At 62.3% G+C, this 26,693-nt stretch carries 13 protein-coding genes; 2 read left to right on the top strand and 11 right to left on the bottom strand.

Annotation, left to right across the window (positions count from 1 at the left end; all coding sequences use genetic code 11):
- Positions 1 to 19 precede the first annotated feature (19 nt).
- Positions 20 to 595, bottom strand: a complete 576-nt coding sequence (locus ACQ4WM_RS16900) for a hypothetical protein (RefSeq protein WP_436547833.1) — start codon at positions 593 to 595, stop codon at positions 20 to 22.
- Positions 596 to 805: 210 nt separating this feature from the next.
- Between ACQ4WM_RS16900 and ACQ4WM_RS16895 the strand changes: the two genes are divergently transcribed.
- On the top strand, positions 806 to 2,890 hold the full coding sequence (locus ACQ4WM_RS16895) for a S9 family peptidase (RefSeq protein WP_436547832.1): 2,085 nt from the start codon (positions 806 to 808) through the stop codon (positions 2,888 to 2,890).
- A 94-nt stretch (positions 2,891 to 2,984) separates the two neighbouring features.
- Here ACQ4WM_RS16895 and ACQ4WM_RS16890 read toward each other — a convergent pair whose 3' ends face one another.
- The 8 genes from ACQ4WM_RS16890 to ACQ4WM_RS16855 form a co-directional block, all read right to left on the bottom strand.
- Positions 2,985 to 5,039 (bottom strand): esterase-like activity of phytase family protein, encoded by a 2,055-nt coding sequence (locus ACQ4WM_RS16890; RefSeq protein WP_436547831.1) that lies wholly within the window; start codon positions 5,037 to 5,039, stop codon positions 2,985 to 2,987.
- Between the two features lie 74 nt (positions 5,040 to 5,113).
- A complete protein-coding gene (locus ACQ4WM_RS16885) occupies positions 5,114 to 6,064 on the bottom strand; it encodes a helix-turn-helix domain-containing protein (protein ID WP_436547830.1) in 951 nt (316 codons plus the stop codon).
- A gap of 66 nt (positions 6,065 to 6,130) precedes the next feature.
- Positions 6,131 to 7,063 (bottom strand): helix-turn-helix domain-containing protein, encoded by a 933-nt coding sequence (locus ACQ4WM_RS16880; RefSeq protein ID WP_436547829.1) that lies wholly within the window; start codon positions 7,061 to 7,063, stop codon positions 6,131 to 6,133.
- Between the two features lie 10 nt (positions 7,064 to 7,073).
- A complete protein-coding gene (locus tag ACQ4WM_RS16875) occupies positions 7,074 to 8,549 on the bottom strand; it encodes a mannitol dehydrogenase family protein (RefSeq protein WP_436547828.1) in 1,476 nt (491 codons plus the stop codon).
- 2 nt (positions 8,550 to 8,551) lie between these two features.
- Complete coding sequence (locus ACQ4WM_RS16870; protein WP_436547827.1) at positions 8,552 to 9,598, bottom strand: ABC transporter ATP-binding protein; 1,047 nt, start codon at positions 9,596 to 9,598, stop codon at positions 8,552 to 8,554.
- A gap of 22 nt (positions 9,599 to 9,620) precedes the next feature.
- Positions 9,621 to 10,439, bottom strand: coding sequence for a carbohydrate ABC transporter permease (locus tag ACQ4WM_RS16865; protein ID WP_436547826.1), 819 nt, complete (start codon positions 10,437 to 10,439; stop codon positions 9,621 to 9,623).
- Between the two features lie 10 nt (positions 10,440 to 10,449).
- A complete protein-coding gene (locus ACQ4WM_RS16860) occupies positions 10,450 to 11,310 on the bottom strand; it encodes a carbohydrate ABC transporter permease (protein WP_436547825.1) in 861 nt (286 codons plus the stop codon).
- A 97-nt stretch (positions 11,311 to 11,407) separates the two neighbouring features.
- On the bottom strand, positions 11,408 to 12,718 hold the full coding sequence (locus ACQ4WM_RS16855) for an ABC transporter substrate-binding protein (protein WP_436547824.1): 1,311 nt from the start codon (positions 12,716 to 12,718) through the stop codon (positions 11,408 to 11,410).
- 313 nt (positions 12,719 to 13,031) lie between these two features.
- On the opposite strand from ACQ4WM_RS16855, the gene ACQ4WM_RS16850 reads away from it, so the two are divergent.
- Entirely contained in the window at positions 13,032 to 14,309 is a 1,278-nt protein-coding gene (locus tag ACQ4WM_RS16850) for a maltoporin (RefSeq protein WP_436547823.1), read from the top strand.
- Positions 14,310 to 14,365: 56 nt separating this feature from the next.
- Here the strand turns inward: ACQ4WM_RS16850 and ACQ4WM_RS16845 are convergent, their stop codons facing one another.
- Positions 14,366 to 15,196 carry a sulfotransferase family protein gene (locus tag ACQ4WM_RS16845; RefSeq protein WP_436547822.1) on the bottom strand — a complete coding sequence of 277 codons (831 nt, stop codon included), beginning with the start codon at positions 15,194 to 15,196 and terminating at the stop codon, positions 14,366 to 14,368.
- Positions 15,197 to 15,317: 121 nt separating this feature from the next.
- Positions 15,318 to 26,675 (bottom strand): YDG domain-containing protein, encoded by an 11,358-nt coding sequence (locus tag ACQ4WM_RS16840; RefSeq protein WP_436547821.1) that lies wholly within the window; start codon positions 26,673 to 26,675, stop codon positions 15,318 to 15,320.
- Positions 26,676 to 26,693 lie beyond the last annotated feature (18 nt).

Genomic DNA, 26,693 nt, shown 5'->3' with positions numbered 1-26,693 from the left:
AAATGGATGGACCGTGACGTCAGCGCGGCACGTAGCGCCAGCCAGTGCTTTCCAGCATGAACGTTAATTCGGTCTTGATGTCGTCACGGTTCGGCACGCTCAACACGCTATCGCACGCCAGGTAGCCGGTCTTGCGCTTGATTTCGCAATTGTCCAGCGACTTGACCTGCATGGAGGTGGCCGCTTCCTGCAGTTGCTTGTCCTTGGCCGCCTCCGGGTCCCTGGCCATTTCATCGCTGGCCCAGGCGCGTACCAGCGCCATGGCTTCGGCCGGCGCCGGTCCGGGAAACTGGGCGTTCTTGCGCTCGACACCGACCCAGTTGCCGCCCTTCTGGCGCAGCGGCAGCACCATGTAGCCATCGCGCATGCCGGCGCTCATGCTCACCAGGCAGACGGTTTCATCTTTCACTTCCGGCGACGGCAGGCAGCCCGACAGGCTAGTGACCTTGACGGCGATCGGCATGCTGGACTGTGTTTTCGCCACGCCCGCATCGACGGCGGCCTGTATCTGTTGCAGGGTCGGGATGGTGGCGGCATGCACAAAACCGGCGGCAAACGCGGTGGCAAGGGTGAAGGCAAAGGTCGTCGGACGCATGGCTCGTTACTCATATAAAAAAGGAAACGTAGTTTAACCGCCATCGTGCTGAAACACGTTCCGATTCGAAACTATTGCGCATCAACAGGAGGTAGACAGCCATTGGCCACCAGTGGTCAACTGCGGCGCAACGCCGCGCTTTGTTGCTATGATGTCGGGCTGCCGGCGCGACAGCCGGCCAGATCGATCTTGAACATAACGGGAGTTTGAATGAAGTTACGTCTGCTGCTCTTGGGAGCATTCAGTGCCGCCATGGCCACCACCGCCGCCATCCCGGCGCTGGCCGCGCCGCGCGGTTTTACCGTCGAAGACATGGTCGCCATGGAACGTGTCGGCAGCCCGGTGCTGTCGCCGGACGCCACGCGCGTAGTCTACACCGTGCGCAGCACCAATCTCGACAAAAACCGCGGCAACACGCAGCTGTGGATGATCGACCTGCGCGCGCCGAACGCCGCGCCGCGCCAGCTCACGCGCGGCGAAGCCAGCGCCAGCGATCCGCAATGGTCGCCCAAGGGCGACGCCATCTACTTCCTCTCAAGCCGCTCGGGTTCGTCGCAAGTGTGGCAGTTGCCCCTGAACGGTGGCGAAGCGTCGAAAGTCACCGACCTGGCGCTGGACGTCGACACCTACCGCCTGTCGCCGCAAGGCGACCGCCTGGCCTTCAGCATGGGCGTGTTCCTCGATTGCGCGAACATCGCCTGCAGCAAGCAGCGCCTCGATGAAAAAGCGAAGAACAAGGCTACCGGCATGGTCTACGACCAGCTGTTCGTGCGCCACTGGGACACCTGGGCCGATGGCCGCCGCAACGTGCTGTATTCGGCGCCCATTGATGCCAGCGGCAAGGTCAGCGCTACGCCGGTCAGCCTTTCCGGCTCGCTGGACGGCGATGCGCCATCGAAACCGTTCGGCGATAACGGCGAATACCATTTCAGCCCGGACGGCAAGACAGTGGCATTTTCGGTGCGCGTGGCCGGCCGCACGGAATCGTGGTCAACCAACTTCGATGTCTACACCATCCCCGCCACCGGCGGTGAAGCGCCGCGCAACCTGACCGCCGACAACCCGGCCTGGGATGCGAAAGCCACTTACTCGCCGGACGGCCGCACGCTGGCCTACGTGGCCATGACCAAGCCTGGTTTCGAGGCAGACCGTTTTCATCTGGTGCTGATGGATGTTGCCACTGGCACGAAGCGCACCGTGGCCGACGACTGGGACCGCTCGGTCGCCGACTTCCGCTGGACGCCGGACGGCAAGGCCCTGCTGGTCACCGCCGATGACGTGGGCCAGCACCGCTTGTTCCATATCGATGCCGCCAGCGGCAAGGTCGCGGCCCTGACCGGCAAGGGCGCGGTCGGCGAATTCGACGTGCGCGGCAACACCATCGTGCTGACCCAGGCCAACCTGGCTTCGGGCGCGCAGCTGTACCAGCGCAAACTCTACGCCAGGTCGGAAAGCGCACCGATGGTGCAGCTGACCAGGCAGAATGCGGCCGCGCTGGCCGACGTGCGTTTCGGCGAATACGAGCAGTTTTCGTTTGCCGGCGCGAATGGTGAAACCGTCTATGGCCATGTGATGAAGCCATGGAACGCCAAGGCCGGCGAAAAATATCCGATCGCCTTTTTGGTACACGGTGGCCCGCAAGGCAGCTTCGGCAACAGCTGGAGCTACCGCTGGAATCCGCAGGTGTATGCAGGCGCCGGCTACGCCACCGTCTTTATCGACTTCCACGGTTCGACTGGCTACGGCCAGAAGTTCACCGATTCAATCAGCGGCGACTGGGGCGGCAAGCCGCTGGTCGACCTGCAAAAGGGCCTGGAGGCGGCCACGCAGAAATTCGCCTGGCTGGACCGCGAACGCAGCTGCGCGCTGGGCGCCTCGTATGGCGGCTACATGATGAACTGGATCGCCGGCAACTGGCCGGACGGCTTCAAGTGCCTGGTCAACCACGACGGCGTGTTCGACAACCGCGCCATGTACTACGCGACGGAAGAACTGTGGTTCAACGAGTGGGAAAACGGCGGCACTTACTACGATGCCGCCGCCAAGCACGAGCAGTTCAATCCCGTCAACTACGTGAAGAACTGGAAAACGCCGATGCTGGTGGTCCAGGGCGACCTGGACTTCCGCATCCCGACCACCCAGGGCCTGGGCACCTTTACCGCGCTGCAGCGCCAGAACGTGCCGAGCAAATTGCTGGTGTTCCCGGACGAGAATCACTGGGTCTTGAAGCCGGCGAACTCGCTGCTGTGGCATCACACGGTATTGGACTGGTTGAATACCTATACCAAGAAATAAGCCCGGCTTTGAGCGCCGTTAGCGTTACCACAGCCCGGATATAAAAACTGGGGTCAGACCCGTCGGGTCTGACCCCAGCTCTTTGCCGCCAGGTTTAATAACTGCTGAGCGCCTTTGCAAACTTCACTATCCACAGCCTTGCAGGGCGCTCGCGGTCGTCGCCGCGCGCCACGCGGATGGTATTGGCGGCATTGCAGCCTGCTGCGTTGCCGGTGACGATCACGCCATTCGCGTCCACCGTGCACTTGGTGACATCGGCGCCCTCCACTTCCACACCGTTCGCATCAAACACTTTGGTTTTCATGCCGAAGTCATTGTCGTTGGACAGCGCTATCGTCGAACCGTCAATCAGTGTCAATCCTTCGGCTTTTTCTGCCGCCCAGCCGATCGCGTTCAGGTCCAGCAGCAAGGTTTTCTTCATCGCTTTTACCTGTGACCAATCGGCGCCATTGACGGCGGCACCGGCCATGCTGCTCTTTTCCAGATCCGAGCTGGTGGCGTTGAAGGCAGCGCCCGAAATATCGGTGGCCGCGCTCAGGTCGACAAGCATCAGTTTATTGAACACCTTGCCCGACGGTGCGGCGCCCTGCTCGATGACGAGGAACTTGCCGCCACCAAGCGCCACCATGTCGCCCAGCTTGGCGTTGCCGGTGCGCCCGTCCTGGTAGTCTGCCGCATCGAGCGGATAGGCGAACATTTTGCCGCTGGTGCCAAGCGCCGGGTCGAATTCGATCCAGCGCGTAAAGCGTGCATAGCGTTCGATCAGTTCGACTTTTTTCGTCACCGCGTAGGTGGCGCTGCCGTCCGTCAGCGGGCTTTGCAAAAAGGCATACAGCTTGTCGTTGGAGGTGTCGAGCGTCATGCCTTCCATGCCGCGGTTGGCGCGGCGCTTGGCGAACAGCACCGGCAAGCCCTTGCCCGGTTCATATTTGGCCTGGATCACGCCGGTGGCGGCATCGAGCTTGATGATAAAGGGACCGTATTCGTCGGAGACCCACAGCGCATTGCGCTTCTTGTCAACCACGATGGCTTCCGAATCGAGGCCGCCTGCGTTGAAGACGGCCTTGCTGGCCGGATCATATTTCATCGCGTCCATCACCGGGATCTCGGCCGAATTGCCGACCGCGCCCACCGGCACCGGCAAGCCCGAGGTGTTGACGCTGGCGCTGACCTTGATCGGCGTGGAAGACGCCAGCACGGCGCCGTTCTTGCCCACCGTGATCACGCCAAACGCGGGCGTAAAACTCGGCGACGGGAAGATCTTGCTGCCGATGGTGGCGCCCTTGACGTTCGGGTCCGGTACCAGAGGACCGTCGCCGTTCGGGCCGCGGTCCGTCAGGCCATAGAATTCCAGGTCGCCATTGGCTGCCGTGCCCTTGAAGGCCAGGCCGGAGCCATACGATGGCAAAAAGCCGCCCGGAAAGTCGCTCTTGACCTTCGCATTCGTCCCTTCGTACGGCACGTAGAAACTGCTGGCCGCCTGGATCTGGTAGCGCGTGACCGTCACCTTCACTTCGCCCAGCGGCGTGGTTTGCGTCAGTGCCTCGTTGAGGGGCGTACCCACTTTCGACGCCAGCGTGTCTTCAAAATGCTCGCGCACCAGCGCGCGGCGTTCGGTGTCGACCGTGCGTGCTGCAAATTTGGCGCCCAGGCCAGCGAGCTGCGCGGCCAGCGCCTTGTTGAAGACGGCTGGCGTAGCGGAAAAATCCAGCGTCTTGCCGGCCAGTGCCGTCTTGACGTCGGTGGTGATCCTGATGCCGTTCGACGGATCGCTGTCGTCGTCCAGCAACTGCAGCGCCAGCAGGCGGTTGACGACCTTGTCGTCGGCCACGCTGGTGCTGGCCGCCAGGGTCAACGGCGTGACGACGGGATTGCACAAGGTTGAGCCCAGCACCACGCCACCGGCGCTGAAAGTGACGCTATCGCCCGCGTTGCAGACGAATTCGCCCTTGGCATTGGTACTGGCTTTTGCAGCGCTGCCGGCCACGTAGTCGAGGCCTTCGACGGCGCCATCGAGGAACACCCCGGTCATGGCAACCGGCTTGGCGGCTTCGTCATGACTGTCGCTGCCGCCGCAGGCGGCCAGGCACAGGCCGGCGGCAAGCGCCAGCAGGCTCAGTTTCGGGAGAGTGTTCAGGGTGTGGTTCATCGGCTTCCTCAGGGTTGGTTGGATCAGAACCGGGAAGCCTACAGTGTCGAAATGACAAGCGTATGACAGCATAATCAAGAAAGATGCGCAGATGCGACAGACTCATCGGGCGGCCCGCCGATACCGCCAAAGCGGCCATCGGCCTGGCGCCGGAACTGTTTCGGCGTGACGCCCTTGACCTGCAAAAAGCGGCGGTTGAAATTGGCCACATTCTGGAAGCCCACGTCATAGCAGACGTTGGACACATACTGGTCGGTATCCATCAGCAGCTGGCAGGCCTTGTTGATGCGCAGGCGGTTGATAAAGTCGGTAAAGCTGTTACCGGTCGCCTTGCGGAAAAAGCGCGAGAATTTACTCAGCGACATGCCCACCTGTTCGGCCAGCATTTCCGCCGAAATCGGCTCACGGTAGTTTTCCGTGATGTAGTTGAGCACCGCATTGACCTTGGCCAGCGTGGCGTCATCGTCGTACGAACGCAGGGAGGCGGTCGACAGCAATCGGTAATTGGCGGTGCGCGCCAGTGCCACCATCAGTTGCACGAAGTGGCCGAAACGCTCGGCGCCATGGGTGGCGCGGATGCGCGCCAGGTATTGCTCGGCCTGCACGCCCATGTCGAAAAACTCCACACCATAGCTGGAGCGCTCCAGCAGCGGCAGCAGTTCGCGCAATTCGGGAATCATGCGCGCCGCGCCAGCCAGCGGCGCGTGCGAAAACTGCACGATCATGTCGCGCAACGGCACGCCACCTTCGGGCACGGCGGTCGAGATCCAGTTGTGCGGCAGGCGCGGGCCCGTCAGCACCAGATGGCCGGGCGAGAATTCGCCGATATAGTCGCCGACGAACAGGCGCCCGCTGGTGGCGACGATCAGGTGCAGCTCGTATTCTTCATGGCAGTGCCAGCGCACGCGCGAGCTGGGATAGCCGTGTTCCAGGTAGTTGATGATGCCGTCGTAGCTTTCGCGCTCCAGTTCGGGCGGCTTGCGCTCGATCTCGCGTTGCGCCTCTTTCAGCCATGTCTGTTCCATGCCGGTCTCGTTTTTTTATGGTCAGCTGCCAGTGATGCAATGTACCGCAAAACGGCAGCGAAGTCGCTACCCCTGTTCACCGAAGCGGCCCAGCGCCTGCTGGCGAAATTCCTTTGGCGTCATGCCTTTCAGTTCCAGGAAACGGCGGTTGAAGTTGGCCACGTTGTTGAAACCGGCCTCGTAGCAGATATTGCTGACGTAATGTTCGGTCTCCATCAGCAGCTGGCAGGCCTTGTTGATGCGCAGGCGGTTGACGAAATCGGTAAAGCTGTTGCCGGTGGCGCTGCGAAAAAAGCGCGAAAAGGTCCGCTCCGGCATGTCCACCTGTTCGGCCAGTTCCTTCAGCGAGAACTGGCTGCTGTAATTGTGGACGATGTAATTGATGGCCGAACTGATGCGCGCCAGCGCGGCGTCGTCGTCACTCGACTGCATCGGTATCGTCGACAGCAGCTGGTAGTGGCTGGTCTGCGCCAGTTCACCGAGCAGTGTCAGGAACTCGATCAGGCGTGGCAGGCCGCTGCTGTCGCGGATGCGCTGAAAGCGCCGCAGCGACAGCTCGCTGACGTTGAAGAACTCGATGCCGTGCAAGGCCCGCTGCAGCAGCGGAAAGAGGTCTTTCAGCTCGGGCATCACGGCCGCCATCGCGGCCAGCGGCGGATGGGCGAACTGGATCACCATGTCGCGCAGCACCACCCCTTCGGGCGGCGTATCGAGCGAGACCCAGTTGTGCGGCACACGCGGCCCCGTCAGCACCAGGTGACCAGGCGCAAACTGGCCGATATAGTCGCCGACGAAGACCTTGCCCGAGCTTTCGACGATCAGGTGCAGCTCGTATTCTTCGTGGTAATGCCAGCGCACCAGCGGGTTCGGAAAACCGTGCTCCAGGTAGCGAATGAAGCCGTAGCTGCCTTTTGGCTCGAAACCCGGCGTGGCATCGCGCTGCTGCTCGTGCTCCATCTGCGCCAGCCGGTACCCGGCCTTTTCAGGCGTGGTGCGCATGGCCGCTGCCTCAGGCGACGAGCTGGTCGAGCGCGCGACGCGCGCCAAGGTTGTACAGCCCCGCCAGCGACAGGCTGACCGCCTCGACAAACGCCGGCGTGTCGGACAGCTCGCCAAACAGCTCGCGCAGGGACAGCAGCGCTGCTGCGTCCGCACCACCTTGCAGGGCCAGTTCGCGCAAGCGCAAGCCATGCGGATCGTTGAGCGGCATGTCGACACCGTTGTCGTCATGGCCTTCCAGATAGCGGAACCAGCAGGCCACCGTGAACGCCAGCAGCTCGATCGGGCCGCCCTGCGCCAACGCTTCGCGCACGGAAGGCAGCACGAATTTCGGGATGCGCGCCGAGCCTTCGGTGCCGATGCGCGCCAGTTGGTCGCGCACGGCCGGATTCGAAAAGCGCTCGATCAGGGTGTCCTTGTAGCCGGCCAGGTCGATGCCTTCGACTTCTTCCAGCAGCGGCGTGACTTCGACGTCCATCATGCGCCGCACCAGTTTCCGGATACCGGCGTCCGCCATCGCCTCATGCGCATAGGTGTAGCCGAGCAGCATGCCGATATAGCACAGCGCCTGGTGGCTGGCGTTGAGCAGGCGCAGCTTCATTTTTTCATACGGCAGCACGTCGTGCGTCATCTGCGCGCCTACCAGTTCCCAGGCCGGACGGCCGTGCGGGAATGCGTCTTCGATCACCCACTGGCGAAATGGCTCGCACACCACCGGCCAGGCATCGATAATGCCGAACGCGTCGCGTACCAGCGCGCGGTGTTCATCGGTAGTGGCCGGCGTGATGCGGTCGACCATGCTGTTCGGGAAAGCGCAGCCGGCGGCTATCCAGCCAGCCAGCTCGCCATCGACCAGGCGCGCAAACGCCAGCAGCATGGTGCGCGTGACGTCGCCATTGTTTTGCAGGTTATCGCAGGACATGATGGTGAATGGCACCAGGCCGCGCTCCCGGCGCATGCGCAACGCGGCCAGCAGGTAGCCAAACGAGCAGCGCGGAGCTTGCGGGTTGGCCAATTCATGCACAATGTCGGGGTGGCCGGCGTCGAATTCGCCGCTGCCCTGATTGACGTAGTAGCCGCCTTCGGTAATCGTCAGCGACACGATGCGGGTGGCGGGGTCGGCCAGTTTTTCCAGCACCGCCTGGGGATTGTCCGGTGCATACAGGTACTCGGCCACGCAGCCGATCACGCGCGCCGTATCGCCTTGCGCGCTGCGTTCGATGACCGTGTACAGGCCGTCCTGCGACTGCATGGCGTCGCGCATGGCCGCGTCGTGTGCCAGCAAGCCCACGCCGCAATAGCCCCACTGCGCATGGCCCGGCAGGGCCAGCAGGTCGTCAAGATAGACGGCCTGGTGGGCGCGGTAAAAGCCGCCCACGCCGACATGCACGATGGCGGGGGTGAGCGTGTCGCGCGCGTAGGCCGGCACCTGGATGGCTGGCGGCAGCTGGGCCAGCGTAGCTTGTTTCAAGGCGATGGCATGCATGATCAGACTCCTTTCGCGCCGGCATAGGTTTTGCCGTCGCGGTCAAAATAATGGACAAATCCCGGTTCGAACGTCAGCTGCGTCTGCTGGCCAGGTTGCAGGCTGCTGCGCTCGGCGCCACGCGACACCACCTGCACGTTGTTGGCCAGGCGTACATAGGTCAAAGTTTCCACCCCCAGCGACTCGACCAGCTCGACGGTGACGGGCACGCTGCCCGGCTGGGCCGCACCCAGGTGCACATGCTCGGGGCGGATGCCGACAAAACCGTCGGCCTGCGCCGCGCTGCCCGCCTGCGCCAGCAATTGCGGCGCGGCGCCGGCCGGCACCACGTTCATGCTCGGCGTGCCGATGAACTGGGCGACGAAGCGGTTGGCCGGCCGGTCATACAGAGCCAAGGGCGAGCCATGCTGCTCGATCTGGCCGTCGCGCAGCACCACCACGCGGTCGGCCAGAGTCATCGCCTCGACCTGGTCGTGCGTGACATAGATGGTGGTGGCGCCCAGTTCACGGTGCAGCTTGGCGATCTCGATGCGGGTCTGCACGCGCAGCGCCGCGTCGAGGTTCGACAGCGGCTCGTCGAACAGGAACACTTTCGGGTCGCGCACGATGGCACGGCCGATCGCCACGCGCTGGCGCTGGCCACCGGACAGCTCTTTCGGCGTGCGTTCCAGGTAGCGGCCCAGGTCGAGGATGGCGGCCGCCTTGTCGACTTTTTCGCGGATGATCTTCGGATCGACACCGGCCAGTTTCAGTGCGAACGACATGTTCTGGAACACCGTCATGTGCGGGTACAGCGCATACGACTGGAACACCATCGCCAGGTCGCGCTTGGACGAAGGCAGGTTGGTGATGTCGCGCCCGTCGAGCGACAGCTTGCCGCTGTCGATCGGTTCCAGGCCGGCAATCAGGCGCAGCAGGGTCGACTTGCCGCAGCCCGAAGGCCCGACAAAGACGACGAACTCGCCCTGCCTGATTTCCAGGTCGATGCCCTTGATGGCACGGTGCTCGCCGAAGAATTTTTCGATATTGCTCAGTTGAAGATAAGGCATGGTATGTGTCTCTATTCTGTAGTTATTTGACTGCGCCGAAGGTCATGCCCTGTACTAACTGCTTCTGGCAGAACCATCCGAGGGCCATGATGGGCGCGATTGCCATCAGCGAAGCGGCTGACAATTTGGCCCAGAACAGGCCTTCGGGGCTGGAATACGAGGCGATCAGCCAGGCCAGGGTGCCGGCGTTCGACGCGCCCAGGTTCAGCGACCAGAACGATTCGTTCCACGACCACACCATGCACACCAGCGCGGTCGAAGCGATGCCGCCCACCGACAGCGGCAGCACCACGTGGCGAAATTCGTCCCATACGGTAGCGCCGTCCATGCGCGACGCTTCGAGGATTTCGCGCGGCAGCTCCTTCATGCTGGTGTACAGCAGCCAGATCATGATGGGCAAATTCATCAGCATGAACATGATGGTCAGGCCGATGCGCGTGTCGAGCAGGCCGAAGTACTGATAGCAGATATAGATCGGCATCAAGGCGCCCACGCCGGGCATGTAACGCGAGCTGAGCATGAATTTCAGCAGGCCGATGGTGCCGCCGGTGGGGAAAAACGCCATCGAGTAGGCGGCAGGAATCGCGATCAACAGGCCGATGGCGGTCGAGACCACGCTGGTAAACAGCGAGTTCCAGGCGTAGCCAAAGTAATTGTCGCGCGCCAGCACTTCGCGAAAGCTGTCCAGGGTGGGCGTAAAGAACAGCAGCGGCGGCGTGGAAATGGCTTGCCCTTCCGTCTTGAAGGCCATCAGTCCCAGCCAGAAGATGGGAAAGAACAGCAGCAGCGCGAACAGCCAGGCAGCCACCGTGCGGCCATACAAAGCAAATTTATTGTGCATGGTGGTCTCCTTATTTCGACAGATTCTTGCCGATGACGCGCATCAGGAAGAAGGCGGCAATGTTAGCGATCAGCACGGCGAACAGCGCACCGGCGGAAGCGGCGCCGACGTCGTACGACAGCAGTGCCTGCTGGTAAATCATGAAAGTAATGGTGGTGGTATCGAAGCCGGGACCGCCGCCCGTGGTGGTAAAGATTTCGGCAAATACCGACAGCAGGAAGATCATCTCGATCATCAGCACCACCGATACTGCCCGCCCCAGGTGAGGAATGTAGAGGTAGCGCAGCTGCTGCAGGTAGTTGGCGCCGTCCATGCGCGCCGCTTCGAGCTGTTCACGGTCCATCGACTGCAGCGCCGTCATGAAGATCAGGCAGGCAAATGGCAGCCACTGCCACGACACCATCATGATGATCGACACGAGCGGGTGAGCGGACAGCCAGTCGATGGGCGCGACGCCAAAGAAAATGCTGATCTGTGCGAACAGGCCGTAGATGGGATTGAGCAGCATGTTCTTCCACATCAGGGCATTGACTGCCGGCATCACCAGGAACGGTGAAATCAGCAGCACGCGCACGATGGCGCGCCCCGGGAACGCTTCATTGATCAGCAGGCCCAGAGCTGCGCCCAGCAGCACCGTGATCAGCATCACGGAAAACAGCAGGGTGAAGGTATTTTGCAATGCCGGCAAAAAGGCGGCATCGGTAAAGAAGAAATGGAAATTGTCCAGGCCATGGAAAGGATGGCCGCTCGGATCGAGCATGGAATAACGCACAAAGGCGTAATACAGCGTGATCAGCAGGGGAATGACGGAAATGACGGAGACAGCAACGACTGCCGGCGTCAGCAAGGTCCGGGGGATTATGCGTTTCATGGGCGTTCTCTTGGGGCGTGGGAGGTGAAAGCCCAGAGTTGCGCCTGAGCTGTCACCTCACCTGTTTTACAAGGCTAACTACAAGACAGATACGATCTTATTTGTAGTAGCCGCCCTTGCGCATCTCGCGTTCAGCGGTCTGCTGCGACTGCTCCAGCGCCTGGTCTACCGTGACCTTGCCCAGCAGGGCGGCAGCCATCTGCTGCCCGGCTGCCACGCCGATCACCTGGAATTCGGGGATGGAGGCAAATTGCACACCGACGTAAGGCGATGGCAGCAAGGTGCTTTGCACATTGCGGGTGGTGGTGAGCGCCTTGCCTTCGGCGGCGGCAAATTTCGCCACTTTCTGGAACTCGGGGTTGGCATAGGTCGATTTGCGCGTGCCGGTCGGCACGTTGGCCCAGCTCGTTTCCCTGGCGACCAGCTTGATATAGTCGGGCGAAGTGGCCCAGTTGATGAAGCGTTGTGCTTCATTCACGTGCTTGGTGCTGGCCGGAATTGCCAGCGACCAGATCCACAGCCAGTTGGCGCCGCGCTCGGTGGTGCCGACCGGCGACTGCGCAAACGCGACCTTGTCGGCGACCTTGCTCTGTTTCGGGTCGGTGATGAACGACGCAGCGATGGTGGCGTCGATCCAGATACCGCACTTGCCCTGGTTGAACAGCGCCAGGTTTTCATTGAAGCTGTTGGCGGCCGCGCCCGGCGGGCCGTATTTTTTCATCAGGTCGACATACATGGTAACCGCGTCTTTCCACGGTTTGCTGGTAAATTGCGGCTTCCATTTCATGTCGAACAATTGGCCGCCGAACGAGTTGGCCATGGTGGTAATGAGCGCCATATTGTCGCCCCAGCCCGGTTTGCCGCGCAGGCAGATGCCGTACACGCCGTTGGCAGGATCGTGGATCTTGGCCGCCACGTCGCGCAACTGGTTCCAGCTCGGGCGGTCTTCGATCGTCATGCCGGCTTTTTTCACCAGGTCGCTGCGGTACATGATCATCGAGCTTTCGCCATAGAACGGCGAGGCGCACAGCTTGCCGTCGCCGGACAGGCCTTCGCGGATCGATGGCAGCAGGTCGTCAATATCGTATTTTGCGTCAGGCTTGATCGGAATCAGCCAGTTTTTCTTGCCCCATATCGGTGTTTCATACAGGCCGATGGTCATCACGTCGAACTGGCCGCCCTTGGTGGCGATATCGGTCGTCATGCGCTGGCGCAGGATGCCCTCTTCCAGGGTCACCCATTTCAGTTTGATATCGGGATTGGCCTGCTCGAAGAACTTGCTGAGCTTTTGCATTTCGATCATGTGACCGTTGTTGACGGTCGCGATGACGAGGTCGGTGGCGGCAGCGGCCGAAGTGCTGATGGCGAAGGCGCCGGCGCACAGCGCGGCAATGGCGATACGTTTCATGTTTGTCTCCAGTGTTTTTTGTCGTTGGTGATGCCAGAAACAAGTCTTCGTTGGCATCACGACCACAATGTATCACCGGACTTTGATACTTTCTGATACTCCAAAACCGCAATTCAATACTCTTTTGCAGCTTGTCAATGCACAAGAGTATCGTGATTTTCAAAAAACAACACTCTGAAAGAAAGTATCAACACTTGTAGCTTTTGTATCAGGGTCGGAAAAAAAGCGCTGCTAGACTTTGTTCTGCGGCATGAGACCGCGCAACGCACCAGGGCTTCCCTGCGTCGTTCAACATAGTGACCTTGGAGACAGCATGAATCGTACTGCACTGAAATCCCTGCCGGCCGCCCTTACCCTCGCCTTGCTGGCCATGGCCAGCGGCTCGGCCCTGGCCGACCCGATGTACCCAACCGATTCCGAAGGCTTCCACGGCTACCTGCGCGCTGGCGCCGGCAGCAACACGTCCAGTGACGGCGGCTCACAAGGCTGCTTCGGCCTGGGTGGCAATACCATGAAATATCGTCTGGGCAATGAGTGCGACGCCTACACGGAATTCGGCTACACCAAAGCCATCGCAAAATCCGGCGACGTGACCTACATGGCCACCGTCTGGGTCAACGCTTTTGCACCAAACTCCGACTTCGGCGACAACAAGGTCGGCATCGTCAAAGCTTACGTCGAAGCCCAGGGACTGGACTTCCTGAACGGCGGCACGGCCTGGGTCGGCAAACGTTTCTACTACCGTCCTGACATCCACATGCTGGATCTGCAGTACATCAACATGAACGGTACCGGTGCCGGCCTGGACCGCATTCCTGCCGGTCCTGGCAAGTTCTCGTATGCCTTCTTCAAGGACAACGACATCAACAGCGTGTCGCCAACCGGCATCGTCAGCACCAAGTCGGCCGTGCGCCAGAACTTCATCTACGGTGAAATTCCGGTCAACACCAACGGCACGCTGGACCTGGCCGCCACCTACATCATCGGCGAAGGCAAGGACAACGACGCTTTCGGCGAAAAACACAATGGCTGGCAGCTGTCGGCATTCCACCGTCAAGGTAAAGTCCTGGGCGGCGCCAATACCTTCGGCGTGCAGTACGGCGTCGGTCCTGGCGTTGGCAAGGGTGCCCAGTTCGGCGCCGCAGGCGACACCTCGTTCGGTTCGGACGTCAAGCGCACGCGCGTATTCAATGATCTGGCGATCCAGCCGATGACCAACTTCGGCATGGAATTCGTCGCCCTGTGGCAAAAAGACGAGTCGAACGCTGCCGGTTCGTCGACCTGGACTTCGGCCGGCGTACGCCCTGTGTACGCATTCACCAACAACTTCAAGCTGATTGGCGAACTGGGCACGGACCGCGTGACGCAATCGAATGGCCCGACCAAGCGCCTGACGAAAATCACCATCGCACCGGCGATTTCGGCAGGTCCTGGCCTGTGGTCGCGTCCGGAACTGCGCGCCTTTGTCAGCTACGGCAAATGGAACAATGCGGCCACGGCATCGGTCAACGCAGCCAACAATGGCGGCCCGATCTACAACAACAATACCAGCGGCACCTCGTACGGCTTCCAGGTTGAAGCCTGGTTCTAAGCTTTAATTGAGGGCACAAGGGCGGAACTTCGGTTCCGCCTTTTTTTTGCCTGATGTCAGCCTTTTGCGGTGGCGCGCGGATAATACATCTCGTAAAACCAGCCACAGGCGCTTTCGATATGCTGCTGGATACGCGGCGGTATCGCATGCTGCTGCGGCGCGCGGATGCTGGCAAACTGCCGGTGCGTATATTTCATGCGGTAATGACTGTCGCTTTCGCGCAGGCCCATGCGCAGATTGTCCGGATCGATCTTGAACGGCGCCAATCCCAGCCAGGCATACAGATGCGACATGCATTCGACTGGCCGCGCCATCAAATCCTCGAAGCGCACCACATACAGCTTTTGCTGCACCGCCAAAGGCAAATCCAGCACCGCCTGCAAGGCACTCAGGGGCGAACCGATGGTGCGGTCTTTGGCGAACAGTATGTCGGCGCGGCCCAGCCGGTCGTAATCGGCCAGGTGATCGATGAAGTCAAGCAGAATGGTACGCTGGTGCTGGGCTTCGACCGAACCATACACCTGCCCCAGTTCGCGCACGCAGACGATCAGCTTCGCTTCCGGCGCCAGTTGCAACAACATTTCCACCGCATGCAGCCAGGCGCGGTTCTTGTCGACCACGCCCAGCTTGCCGCAATCCTGGTACCAGCCACGCAAGAAGCCTTGCATCGCCGTCTTCAGATGGGCATAACTGGCGTCGAAACCGGTATCGAGCTGGGACAGGAAAAATGGATCATCGCTGATCTGGCGCCGCATATTCTGCAGCGCAGTGCAGACAGGGGAACTGTTGCCTTCGCTGTGCAAATCCGGATGCTGCGCCAGCAACTGGCACATCAAGGTGGAACCCGCGCGCGGCAAGCCGGTCACGCCGATAAAATTGGGGATCATTGCAGTCCTGCCGAGTGGGATGACCTGTCGATTATAGAGGAATGCAGCAGCGCAATGCAGCAAAAAAAGCCGCTTCGGCTGCAGCCCGAAGCGGCTTTACTACAGCCAGATTGCCTCGGGGTTACTGGCTTTCCAGGCTGGTGTCGCCGCCCTGCACTGGCAAGCGCAGGCCCGTATCGACCACGCTCAGGCGCAAACCTGGCAAGACGTTGGTGGTAACAGTTGACGTCACCTGCGCCACCGGCGTATTGACCACATCGCTGCCGGTGCTGGTGCCGGTGCCAGTGTTCTGCTCCGGCTCGCCTTTTGCCACAGCCACAGCCTCCACCTTGCTGTCCACCTTCTGCCCTGTCGCGACCATATCGGCCTGCACCATATTGCCCTGCGACGGCGCCACATTGACCGCCCCGATCACGCTGGCCACCGCGCTGGCAAGCGCTTCGGTCGGCTTGACCGTCAGCACACCGGGCGTATAGGTCAACACATAATTGGTCGAGGACTGGCCGTCGGCCGACACCAGATAGCTGCCCGATGGCGAACCGGTGGTGGCCGGCGTGCTGAACGCCAGGTTGCCGCTGACCTCGTTTGCCAGCGTATCGCTGCCGATAAAACCCGTATAGCTGGCGGTAAAGGCCGGATTGGCAAGACCCTGGTCTTTCTCGGCATTGTTCACTCTGACACCCAACGCCGCCTGCGTGATGCTGGCGGTAGTGGTCGCCGTGGTGTTGACCGTGTAGTTGCCTGCGTCCGTACCGCTGAGGGCAATACCGTTCACCGTCACCGTCTTGTTGGCGCCAGCGTTCTTGTCGGCAAAGCTGGCGCCGCTATTGCTGATGGTCAGCACGTCGCCGGCAATACGATTGTCGCCAAGGGTCACGCTGGCGTTGGTCGTGGTGTCATACACGCGCGATGCAGCGCCCGTGGCGCGCACCAGCAGGCTGGCAGGGGTAATGCTGGCCGTCAAGCCGGTCGGATTGCTGACCGTGTAGTTGCTGGCCAGTCCGGTGCTGGTATCGACCAGGGTCGTACCCGTCACCGTCACCGCCTTGGCAGTAGCCGCGTTCTTGTCGGCAAAGGTCGCCACCTGGCCGACCAGGCCGAGGCTTTCGCCCGCCACCAGGCCCACCAGCACGCCGCCCGACAACTGCGCCGCCGTATTGCCGTCGTAGACCTTGTTGCCAGCCAGTTGGCCGGCCACCGTCAGGGCTTTGGGCGTAATGCTGGCCGTCAGGCCGGTCGGATTGCTGACCGTGTAGTTGCTGGCCAGGCCAGTGCTGGTGTCGATCAGGGTGGTACCCGTAACCGTCACCGCTTTGGCGGTGGCCGCGTTCTTGTCGCTGAACACTGCCGTCTGGCCACCAAAGCCCAAGGTCTCGCTGCCGACCAGGCCACTCAGGGCGCCGCCGGACAGGCTGGCGACGGTATTGCCATCGTAGACCTTATTGCCCGCCAACTGGCCGGTGACCGTCAAGGCCTTGGCCGTGATGCTGGCCGTCAGGCCGGTCGGATTGCTGACCGTGTAGTTGCTGGCCAGGCCAGTGCTGGTATCGACCAAGGTGGTGCCGCTCACCGTCACGGTTTTGCCATTGGCAGCGTTCTTGTCGCTGAACACGGCGCTCTGGCCGCCAAAGCCCAGCGTTTCACCCGCCACCAGGCCACTCAAGGCGCCGCCTGACAGGCTGGCTGCCGTATTGCCGTCGTAGACCTTGTTACCAGCCAGCTGACCTGCCACGGTCAGGGCTTTTGGCGTAATGCTGGCCGTCAACCCGGTCGGATTGCTGACAGTGTAGTTGCTGGCCAGGCCAGTGCTGGTATCGATCAGGGTGGTACCGCTCACCGTCACGCTTTTGCCGTTGGCCGCGTTCTTGTCGCTGAACACGGCGCTCTGGCCGCCAAAGCCCAAGGTTTCACCAGCCACCAGGCCACTCAGGGCGCCACCGGACAGGCTGGCTTGTGCATTGCCGTCATAGACTTTATTGCCGGCAAGTTGCCCCGTGACTGTCAAGGCCTTGGCCGTGATGCTGGCCGTCACGCCGGTCGGATTGCTGACCGTATAGTTGCTGGCCAGGCCGCTGGCGGTGTCAACCAGGGTGGTACCCGTTACGGTCACCGCCTTGGCGGTGGCCGCGTTCTTGTCGCTGAACACGGCGCTCTGGCCGCCAAAGCCCAGCGTTTCACCCGCCACCAGGCCACTCAAGGCGCCGCCTGACAGGCTGGCTGCCGTATTGCCGTCATAGACCTTGTTACTGGCCAGCTGGCCTGCCACCGTCAGGGCTTTTGGCGTAATGCTGGCCGTCAACCCGGTCGGATTGCTGACAGTGTAGTTGCTGGCCAGGCCAGTGCTGGTATCGATCAGGGTGGTACCGCTCACCGTCACGCTTTTGCCGTTGGCCGCGTTCTTGTCGCTGAACACGGCGCTCTGGCCGCCAAAGCCCAGCGTTTCACCCGCCACCAGGCCACTCAAGGCGCCGCCTGACAGGCTGGCTGCCGTATTGCCGTCATAGACCTTGTTACTGGCCAGCTGGCCTGACACCGTCAGGGCCTTGGCCGTAATGCTGGCCGTCAAGCCGGTCGGGTTGCTGACCGTGTAGTTGCTGGCCAGGCCCGCCGTGGCGCCCGAGCCCGCATCGCCCAAAGTGGCGCCGCTGACCGTCACGTCCTTGTTGCTACCCGCATTCTTGTCGCTGAAGACGCCGCTCTGGCCCGACAGGCTCAAGGTTTCCGTGCCGACCAGGCCATTCAAGACACCACCGGTCAAGGTTGCCTTGTCGCTACCGTCATAGGTCTTGTTGCCTGCCGTGACACCCGTCACCGTCAGCGCTTTTTGATCGATATTTGCCGTCAGCCCGCTTGGATTGCCAAGTGCGTAATTGTTCGCCAGGCCACTGCCATCGTTGAGACTGACCGTCACGGCCTTACCAAACGCCGCGTCCTTGTCGACAAATGCCGCCGCCAAGGTCAGGCTTTCACCAATCACCAGGCCGTCCAGCGTGCCGCCCGACAAGGTCGCCTTGGTGTTGCCATCGTATTCCTTGTTGCCCGCCGTGGCGCCACTGACCGTCAATACTCTCTGCGCGATATTGGCCGTCACGCCGGTCGCATTGCTGGCCGTGTAGTTGCTGGCCAGGCCAGCAGTGCTACCCGAACCCGCATTGCCAAGGATTGCGCCACTGACCGTTACCGTCTTGCCATTGCCCGCGTTCTTGTCGCTGAACGTGCCGCTCTGGCCCGACAGGCTCAGGGTTTCATCGTTCACCAGGCCATTCAAGGTACCGCCAGACAAGATTGCCGTGGCGTCACCGTCATAGGTCTTGTTACCCGCCGTTACACCGGTCACCGTCAATGCTTTCGGCGTGATGCTGGCGGTGACATTGGGCGGGTTGGTCACGCTGTAATTGCTGGCTAGGCCAGTGCCATCAAGCAGGCCTACGCCATTAACCGTCACCACCTTGCCATTGCCCGCATTCTTGTCGGCGAACACGCCCGTGCCGCCGCTGACGACCAGCGTTTCACCGCTGACCAGGCCGCTCAGCGTGCCGCCAGCCAGGGTTGCCGTCGTATTGCCGTCATACACCTTGTTGCCAGCCGTCACGCCCGATACCGTCAACGCTTTCGGCGTGATATTGGCGACCAGGCCAGTCGGATTGCTGATCGTGTAGTTGGCCGCCAGGCCGCCGTTGCCGCCATTGACCAAGGTCGAACCGGTCGCCGTCACCGTCTTGCCGGTACCGGCGTTCTTGTCGTCAAAAGAGGCGCTCAAGCCAGTCACGCCCAGCGTTTCCGAACCGACCAGGCCGCTGATCGAGCCACCCGACAAGGTCGCCTTGGTATTGCCGTCGTAGACTTTATTGACGGCCGACATGCCGGTAATCGTCAGCGCCTTCGGCATGATAGCGCCGGTACCGGTGCCGCTGCTAGCGGTCAGGTTGTAGTTGCCGGCGTCCGTGCCGCCAAGGATCAGGCCGCTGGCAGTGACCGTCTTGCCGCTGCCGGCGTTCTTGTCGGCAAACGTGGCCGAGGTGGCGCTGACGCTCAAGGTGTCGCCACTGAACAGGCCGGCAAAGGTGGCGCCGGCGTTGGTGACGGTCGCCTTGGTGTTGGCGTCATACACCTTGCTGTCGGCCACGATATTGCTGACTGTATTGATGGTGGCCTGGTTGATATTGGCCGTCACGGTGGTCGGGTTGCTGACTGTGTAGTTGCTGGCCAGGCCAGTGCCGTCGGCCAGTTGTGCGCCGCTGACCGTCACGGCCTTGCCGGTGCCGGCGTTCTTGTCGCCGAAGACGCCCGACAGGCCGGACAGGCCCAGGGTTTCCGAGCCGACCAGGCCGTTCAGGGTGCCGCCGGTGACGGTTGCCTTGGTGGTACTGTCATAGACCTTGTTGGCGGCCGCCACGCCGATGATGCTCAAGGCTTTTTGCGTGATGCTGGCGGTCGTGCTACCGCCGACGCTGACCGAATAATTGCTGGCCAAGCCGCCATTGGTGCCGTTGGCCAGGGCGCCGCCGCTGACCGTTACGGTCTTGCCGCTACCGGCGTTCTTGTCCGAGAACGTCCCGGACAGGCCGGACAGGTCCACCGTTTCGGTGCCGACAAAGCCACTCAGTGTTCCGCCCGAGATGCTGGCGGTGGTGTTGCCGTCATAGGTTTTGTCCGATGCCAGCAGGGTGCCCGATACCGTCAGCGCTTTTTGCGTAATGCTGCCCGTCACGCCGGTCGGATTGCTGACCGTGTAATTGGACGCCAGGCCGTTCGTGCCGTCGGCCAGACCGATGCCGGAGACCGTCACCGCCTTGCCATTGCCGACGTTCTTGTCGCCGAACACGCCCGAGCCGCCCGCGACCACCAGCGCTTCGCCGCTGACCAGGCCGCTCAAGCTGCCACCGGCCAGGGTTGCTGCCGTGGTGCCGTCATAAACGCGTGTACCGGCCGTCACGCCCGATACCGTCAGCGCTTTCGGCGTGATATTGGCGACCAGGCCGGTCGGATTGCTGATCGTGTAGTTGGCCGCCAGGCCGCCGTTGCCGCCGTTGACCAGGGTCGAACCGGTCGCCGTCACCGTCTTGCCGGTGCCGGCGTTCTTGTCGTCAAAAGAGGCGCTCAAACCCGTCACGCCCAGGGTTTCCGAGCCCACCAGGCCGCTGATCGAGCCACCCGACAAGGTCGCCTTGGTGTTGCCGTCATAGACTTTATTCACGGCCGACATGCCGGTAATCGTCAGCGCTTTGGGCGTGATGGCGCCGGTGCCGCTGCCGGTGGTGCTGGTCAGGTTGTAGTTGGCCGCGTCAAGGCCGCCCAGAGAGATGCCGCTGACGGCCACCGTCTTGCCGGTGCCGGCATTCTTGTCGGCAAACGTGGCGCTGGTGGCGCTGATCGACAGGCTGTCGCCACCGACCATGCCGTTGAAGGTGGCGCCGGTGGCGCTGACGGTGGCCTTGGTGTTGCCATCATAGACCTTGCTGTCGGCCACGATATTGGTCACGCTGCTGATCGCCGCCTGGGTGATATCGGCCGTCACGCCAGTCGGATTGCTGACCGTATAGTTGCCGACCACGCCGCCATTGGCGCCGTTGCCGAGGGTCGCGCCGCTGATGGTGACGGCCTTGCCGGTACCGGCATTCTTGTCCGCAAAGACGCCGCTCATGCCCGTCACGTCAAAGGTTTCCGAACCAACCAGGCCGCCCAGCACGGCCGAGCCACCGAGGGTCGCATTGACGCCGCCGTTATAGACCCGGTTGCTGGCCGACACGCCGCTGATCGTCAGCGCCTTGGGCGTGATGTCTGCCGTGATGCCGGTCGGATTGCTGACGGAGTAATTGCTGGCCAGGTTGGCGCCATCTACCAGCGTGATGCCGCTGACGGTCACGCTCTTGCCGGTACCGGCATTCTTGTCGGCAAACGCGCCGGCCTGGCCCTGGAAGCCCACGGCTTCGCCGACCACCAGCCCGCTCAGGCTGCCGCCCGTCAGGTTGACCGTGGTATTGCCGTCATAGACCTTATTGCCGGCGGTCATGCCGGTCACTGTCAGCGCTTTGGGCGTGATGCTGGCGGTGCCCGCCGACGACACGCCGACCGTGTAATTACTGGCCAGGCCGCCGCCCGTGCCATCGCTGAGCGGGGCCGCCACGATCGTCACGGCCTTGCCACTACCCACATTCCTGCTGCCGAAGATGCCGGCCAGGCTGCCCAAACCCAGCGTTTCCCCGGTGACCAGCCCGGACAAGGCGCCGCCGCTGACGGTGGCTCCCGTGCTGCCATCGTAGACCTTGTCGCTTGTTGTCGCGCCGGTCACCGTCAGTGTCTTGCGCGTGATATTGCCGGTCGCGCCGGTGGCGTTGCTGACCGTGTAATTGCTGGCCAGGCCGGAGGCATCGCCCAGAGTGGCGCCGGTCACCGTCACGGCCTTGCCGTTGCCCGCGTTCTTGTCGTTGAAGGTACCGCTCTGGCCGGACAGGTTCAGGGTTTCGCCGGTCACCAGGCCATTCAGGGTACCGCCCGAAATGGTGGCTTTGGTGTTGCCGTCATAGCTTTTGCTGGCGACGCTGACGCCGCTGATCGTCAGGGCTTTTTGCGTAATGTTGGCGGAAAGTCCTGTCACGCTGCCCACCGTGTAATTGCTGGCCAGCCCATTGGCGCCGTCGGATAGAGCACCGCCGGTTACCGTCACGGCCTTGGCGTTGCCGGCGTTCTGGTCGGCAAAAGTGCCCGACAGCGCGCCCAGGTTGACGGATTCGCCGCTGATCAAGCCGCTTAACGTACCGCCGGTGACCGCCGCCGCAGTAGTCCCGTCATAGGTTTTATTGCCAGCCACGGCGCCGGACACTGTCAATGCCTTGGGCGTGATGGCGCCGCTGCCGCTGCCGCTGCCAGCGGTCAGGTTGTAGTTGGCCGCGTCTGTGCCGCCCAGCGTGAGGCCGCTGGCGGTGACGGTCTTGCCGTTGCCGACGTTCTTGTCGGCAAACGCGGCCGAAGTGGCGCTGACGCTCAAGACGTCGCCATTGACCATACCGGCAAAGGTGGCGCCGACGTTGCTGACGGTGGCGGAGGTTGAACCGTCATACACTTTGCTGTCGGCCACGATGTTGCTTACCGTATTGATGGTGGCCTGGGTGATATTGGCCGTTACGCCACTCGGGTTGCTGACCGTATAGTTGCTGGCCAGGCCGGTGCCGTCGGCCAGCGTGGCGCCGCTGACCGTGACCACCTTGCCGATAGCGGCGTTCTTGTCGGCGAACACGCCCGACAGGCCGGACAGCGCCAGGGTTTCCGAGCCGACCAAGCCGCTCAGTGCGCCGCCGCTGACCGTGGCCTTGGTGTTGCCGTCATAGACTTTGTCGCCAGCCGTCGCGCTCGTGACTGTCAGCGCCTTGGGCGTGATGTTGCCCGTGATGCCAGTCGGATTGCTTACCGAATAATTACTGGCCAGGTTAGCACCGTCGACCAGCGTGATGCCGCTGACGGTCACGCTCTTGCCGGTGCCAGCGTTCTGGTCGGCAAATGCGCCGGCCTGGCCGGAGAAGCTCACAGTTTCCCCGACCACCAGGCCATTCAAGGTACCGCCCGTCAAGCTGGCCGTGGTATTGCCGTCATAGATCTTGGCGCTGGCCATCATGCCGCTCACGGTCACCGTCCTCTTGTCGATGGTCACATTGCCTGCGCCGTAACTGATGATATAACCGCGCTGGCCCGAGTACAGGCCGCCAGCCGTGATGGCGTAGGTGCCGGCATTGACGGCGTTGCCCGCCGTACCGGCACTCAAGGTCCCCAACAGCGATGCATAGGCGCCAGGTCTGCTGGCGGTAACGCCAGAGGCCGTAAAGGTGCTCGTGCCATCATAGGTCTTGCTGTTGTTCGCGGCAAAGTTGACCTGCAGCGGCGTCATGAAGGCGCGCAGCAGTGGGTACGTATTGGTGTCGTAGACGATCCACGCGCCAGCCAGATCCCACGACGCCCCGCTGTAGGTCGCCAGCAGCTTCATTTGCGCGGTGTTCAAGCCGGTGCCGGTGGCGCTGGTGGCCTGGCCCGTCGTAGTGGTATCCCAGAAGTTGCCGGTGGCGGTGCCGCCACTATTTGCGCCCACCAGGCCGCCCGCGCTGGCGCTGCCGGAGACGGCGCCGGTGGCGTAATTATTGCTCAAGGTACCGGAGTTCAGGCCAACCAGGCCACCCACATCAGTCCCGCCGCTCACCGCGCCGGAGGCATAGCTGTTGCTGATAGTGCCGCTATTGCTGCCGACCAAGCCGCCGACGTCGGTCAAGCCGGTCACGCTCGCGGTGCTGTAATTGCCGCTGACAATGCCGGCATTGTTGCCGACCAGCGCGCCGGTAGCATCCTTGCCGGTGATGCTGCCGCCTTCCAGGCCGACATTGCGCACGATCGCGGTGCCTGACGTCGCGCCGAACAGGCCGCCGTAACTGTCGCTGGGACGGTTGATGACCAGGCCGGAAATGACATGGCCGGCGCCGTCCAGGGTACCGGTGAACGGCGCCGCCGTGCTGGTGCCGACCGGAATGAAGGTGCCGCCGTTCCACACATCGCTGCCGGTGCCGGTGCCGGCCGCGTTGACATCCATGCCCAGCGTGTAGTTGCCGGCCAGGTTCATCGCCATCAATTGCAATTGATGCGGCGTTTTGATCGTGAGGTTGTACTCGGCCGCCGCCATCGGCCCGGTGGCGCCCAGCACGTTACCCGCGTTGTTGAGCGTGCCATCGATATCGACCATGACCCAGTTATTGCCGGTTGCACCAGGCGTGGTCGTGAAATTGAAGCCGCCAAAACTCGATCCGGTTTGCATTTGCGTCGACGTCAGGCCCCCGCCCCCGTTGACCGTCCCGCCGATGGTATTGGTGCCGACAACATTTGCCACCGCCGGATTCAGGGTCGTATTGTAATACCCGTCGGTGACCGAACCGGTATTGACGCTGATCAGGCCGACCACGCCGCCCACGGTGCCGGTAGCGCCGGACTTCAGGCCCACCAAGCCGGACGAATACACCCTGGTGAGACTGCCGCCTGCGCCGATCACGCCCGCCACGCCACCCACCCCGCTGAGCGTTCCTGGCTGCGCCCCGTTGGCGCCGCTGACCGCGCCGGTCACGTAACTGTCAGCGATCTGGCCCTTGTTCATGCCGACCAGGCCACCGGTGCCGGTATTGGTCGAGGAAACAACGCCCAGGCCCAGGGCCGAGACTGTCCCCGTCGAATAACTGTTGGTGATCAGGGAAGCGGGTGTGGCGCCGCTAATGGTGTAAGTGATCGCCGCCAGGCCGCCCACGAATGCACCGCCCGACACGGCGCCGGTGTTGTAGCTGCTGCTGATGACACCGCCTGCGCGATTGTGGACGACCAGGCCGCCAACATCGTTTTTGCCTGATACCACGCCGGAATTGAAACTGTTGGTGATGCTGCCAAAGTTGTTGGCAACCAGCCCCGCCGCCAGCATCAGCCCGGTCACGCTGCCGCTGTTATAGCTGTTGATAATATTGCTGCTGGCATTGGTATAGCCCACCAGGCCGCCCAGCCAGCCACTGTAACTGTTCGTGTTCAGGTTCACCGAGCCGTTGTTGTAGCTGTCGGCAATGGTGCCTTGATTGAGTGCCACCAGGCCGCCGGCATGCGTCCTGCTTACGGCCGATACCGTACCGCTGCTGACAAAAACATTGCTGACGATGCCATTATTGGTGCCGACCAGTGCCGCTGCCTGGCCATAACTACCAGTGGCAACATTGCTGGTGATGGCACCATTCGACAAGCCCAGATTGCGCAAGCTTGCCGTCGTGCTGGTCGTGCCGAACAGTGCGGCAACGCCAGAACTTGCGGTGTTGGTGATGTTCAAGCCGTTGATGACATGGCCCAGGCCGTCGAACTGGCCTGAAAATTGTGACACGGCAGTGCCGATGGGCGTAAAGCCCAGGCCGCCATTCCAGGCCGAGGTAGCGCTGGCATCGATATTCGAACCGAGCACATAGTTGATCGTCCGGTCGCCATTAATGCCTTGCAAGTCAGTGGCGGTAATGCTGCCGGCCGCGCCCAGACTGTTGATCACCGTGTAGTTGGTCAGCGTGCCATCGCTGCCCAATTTGGTGCTGAAATTCTGTCCCGACGGCAGGTCGATCTCGGCCTTGACGTTGTACTTGCTCGTGTTGCCGGATGCCACGTTAGCCTGGCCATATTCCAGTGCCAGGCTGGCCGTGCCGGAGCCGCGCAGCGGCTGGTTGATGTTGATATTGTTTTGCGCCGTCATCTTCAGCTGGTTGGCCGACCATGAAATCGTGTCGTTGACGTTGATGTTGCCCAGTGTGCCGTTGCCGCCCGCGACGCTCTGAATCTGGACGCTGGTGCTCTTGAGCGCATTGGTATAAAACGCGCCAGTCTGGTCGCCGCCGGTGGCCGCGATGGTGTAGTCGGTCGGGTCGATCAGCCAGGTGCCGGTCAGGCCGTTGCTTGAGGCCGTCGTGACCTTCAACGCGTCATCGAGTTTCACATGCGCGGCCGAGGTGTCGACAAAGCCGCCGTTGCCGCCAACTGGCGCGCTGGCGTCCAGCGTGCCGGCGGCGTTCACGGTGCCGCTCTGCATGTCGCCCAGCAATTTGATGGTGCCGCTGCGCGTATCGATGGTGTGCGCTTCGATCACGCCAGTGTTGTTGACCACGGTTTTAAGCAGGTTGCCGGCGGCCTGGGCCGTCAACACCACGCTGCCGCCATCGGCCTGGATCAGCCCGCCGTTCTGCACCAGCGCGCCCACCGCACCGCGGTCCACCGCCACATTCAGCAAGCCGTCGCCGGCCACGTCCAAGGTAATCGCCTGGCCGGCCGCCAGGGCAACCGAACCCAGGCGCGCATTGATGGTGCCTTCGTTCGACACATTGGCACCCAGCAAGGCCACATAGCCGCCCGGCGCGCTGATCGAACCCTGGTTCAACACACGGCCGGAGCCGTTGCCGGCAAATTTGTAATTGCCGGCCATAAAGTCGGCGTTATTGATATCGAGCGTGGAGGCCACCAGGCCGGCCGTATTGACCGACGCGCCCTGGCCAAACAGGATGCCGTTCGGGTTGACGATAAACACCTTGCCATTGGCCGACAGATTGCCGAGGATGGTCGTGCCATCATTGCCCAGCACCCGGTTCAGTGCCACCGCGTTGCTGTTGGGCTGCACGAATTGCACCGATTCGCCCTTGCCGATATTGAACTGGGCCCAGTTAATCACCGCATTCTGGCTGCCCTGATTGATCACCGTCGCACCCGGCGCGCCGCCGATGTTCGCCTGGCCCGCCACCACCGTGCCGCCCGTGGGTCCGGCCAGCGCCAGGCTGCCGTAGCCCAGCATCAGCGCCGCCGCCATGCTCTTCAAGGCAAAATGCGCGCCGCCGCCGGCGCTGCCGGGCATCGAGCGCTTGCCGGCCGATTTGACGTTTTCGGAAACGGCTGCGTAGGCGCCGGTGGCCTGGTTCCAGATGGAGCGGTAGATGCGGTTCATGGCGGGTCCTGATGGGTG

It is taken from the genome of Janthinobacterium longum (assembly GCF_051380735.1).
GTDB lineage: Bacteria > Pseudomonadota > Gammaproteobacteria > Burkholderiales > Burkholderiaceae_D > Janthinobacterium.
This window is presented reverse-complemented; position numbering and strand designations above follow the sequence as displayed.

What these genes read in the sequence shown, in the direction of transcription:
- ACQ4WM_RS16900 (WP_436547833.1), bottom strand. Translation starts at nt 595, where the DNA reads ATGCGTCCGACGACCTTTGCCTTCACCCTTGCCACCGCGTTTGCCGCC.
- ACQ4WM_RS16895 (WP_436547832.1), top strand. Translation starts at nt 806, where the DNA reads ATGAAGTTACGTCTGCTGCTCTTGGGAGCATTCAGTGCCGCCATGGCC.
- ACQ4WM_RS16890 (WP_436547831.1), bottom strand. Translation starts at nt 5,039, where the DNA reads ATGAACCACACCCTGAACACTCTCCCGAAACTGAGCCTGCTGGCGCTT.
- ACQ4WM_RS16885 (WP_436547830.1), bottom strand. Translation starts at nt 6,064, where the DNA reads ATGGAACAGACATGGCTGAAAGAGGCGCAACGCGAGATCGAGCGCAAG.
- ACQ4WM_RS16880 (WP_436547829.1), bottom strand. Translation starts at nt 7,063, where the DNA reads ATGCGCACCACGCCTGAAAAGGCCGGGTACCGGCTGGCGCAGATGGAG.
- ACQ4WM_RS16875 (WP_436547828.1), bottom strand. Translation starts at nt 8,549, where the DNA reads ATGCATGCCATCGCCTTGAAACAAGCTACGCTGGCCCAGCTGCCGCCA.
- ACQ4WM_RS16870 (WP_436547827.1), bottom strand. Translation starts at nt 9,598, where the DNA reads ATGCCTTATCTTCAACTGAGCAATATCGAAAAATTCTTCGGCGAGCAC.
- ACQ4WM_RS16865 (WP_436547826.1), bottom strand. Translation starts at nt 10,439, where the DNA reads ATGCACAATAAATTTGCTTTGTATGGCCGCACGGTGGCTGCCTGGCTG.
- ACQ4WM_RS16860 (WP_436547825.1), bottom strand. Translation starts at nt 11,310, where the DNA reads ATGAAACGCATAATCCCCCGGACCTTGCTGACGCCGGCAGTCGTTGCT.
- ACQ4WM_RS16855 (WP_436547824.1), bottom strand. Translation starts at nt 12,718, where the DNA reads ATGAAACGTATCGCCATTGCCGCGCTGTGCGCCGGCGCCTTCGCCATC.
- ACQ4WM_RS16850 (WP_436547823.1), top strand. Translation starts at nt 13,032, where the DNA reads ATGAATCGTACTGCACTGAAATCCCTGCCGGCCGCCCTTACCCTCGCC.
- ACQ4WM_RS16845 (WP_436547822.1), bottom strand. Translation starts at nt 15,196, where the DNA reads ATGATCCCCAATTTTATCGGCGTGACCGGCTTGCCGCGCGCGGGTTCC.
- ACQ4WM_RS16840 (WP_436547821.1), bottom strand. Translation starts at nt 26,675, where the DNA reads ATGAACCGCATCTACCGCTCCATCTGGAACCAGGCCACCGGCGCCTAC.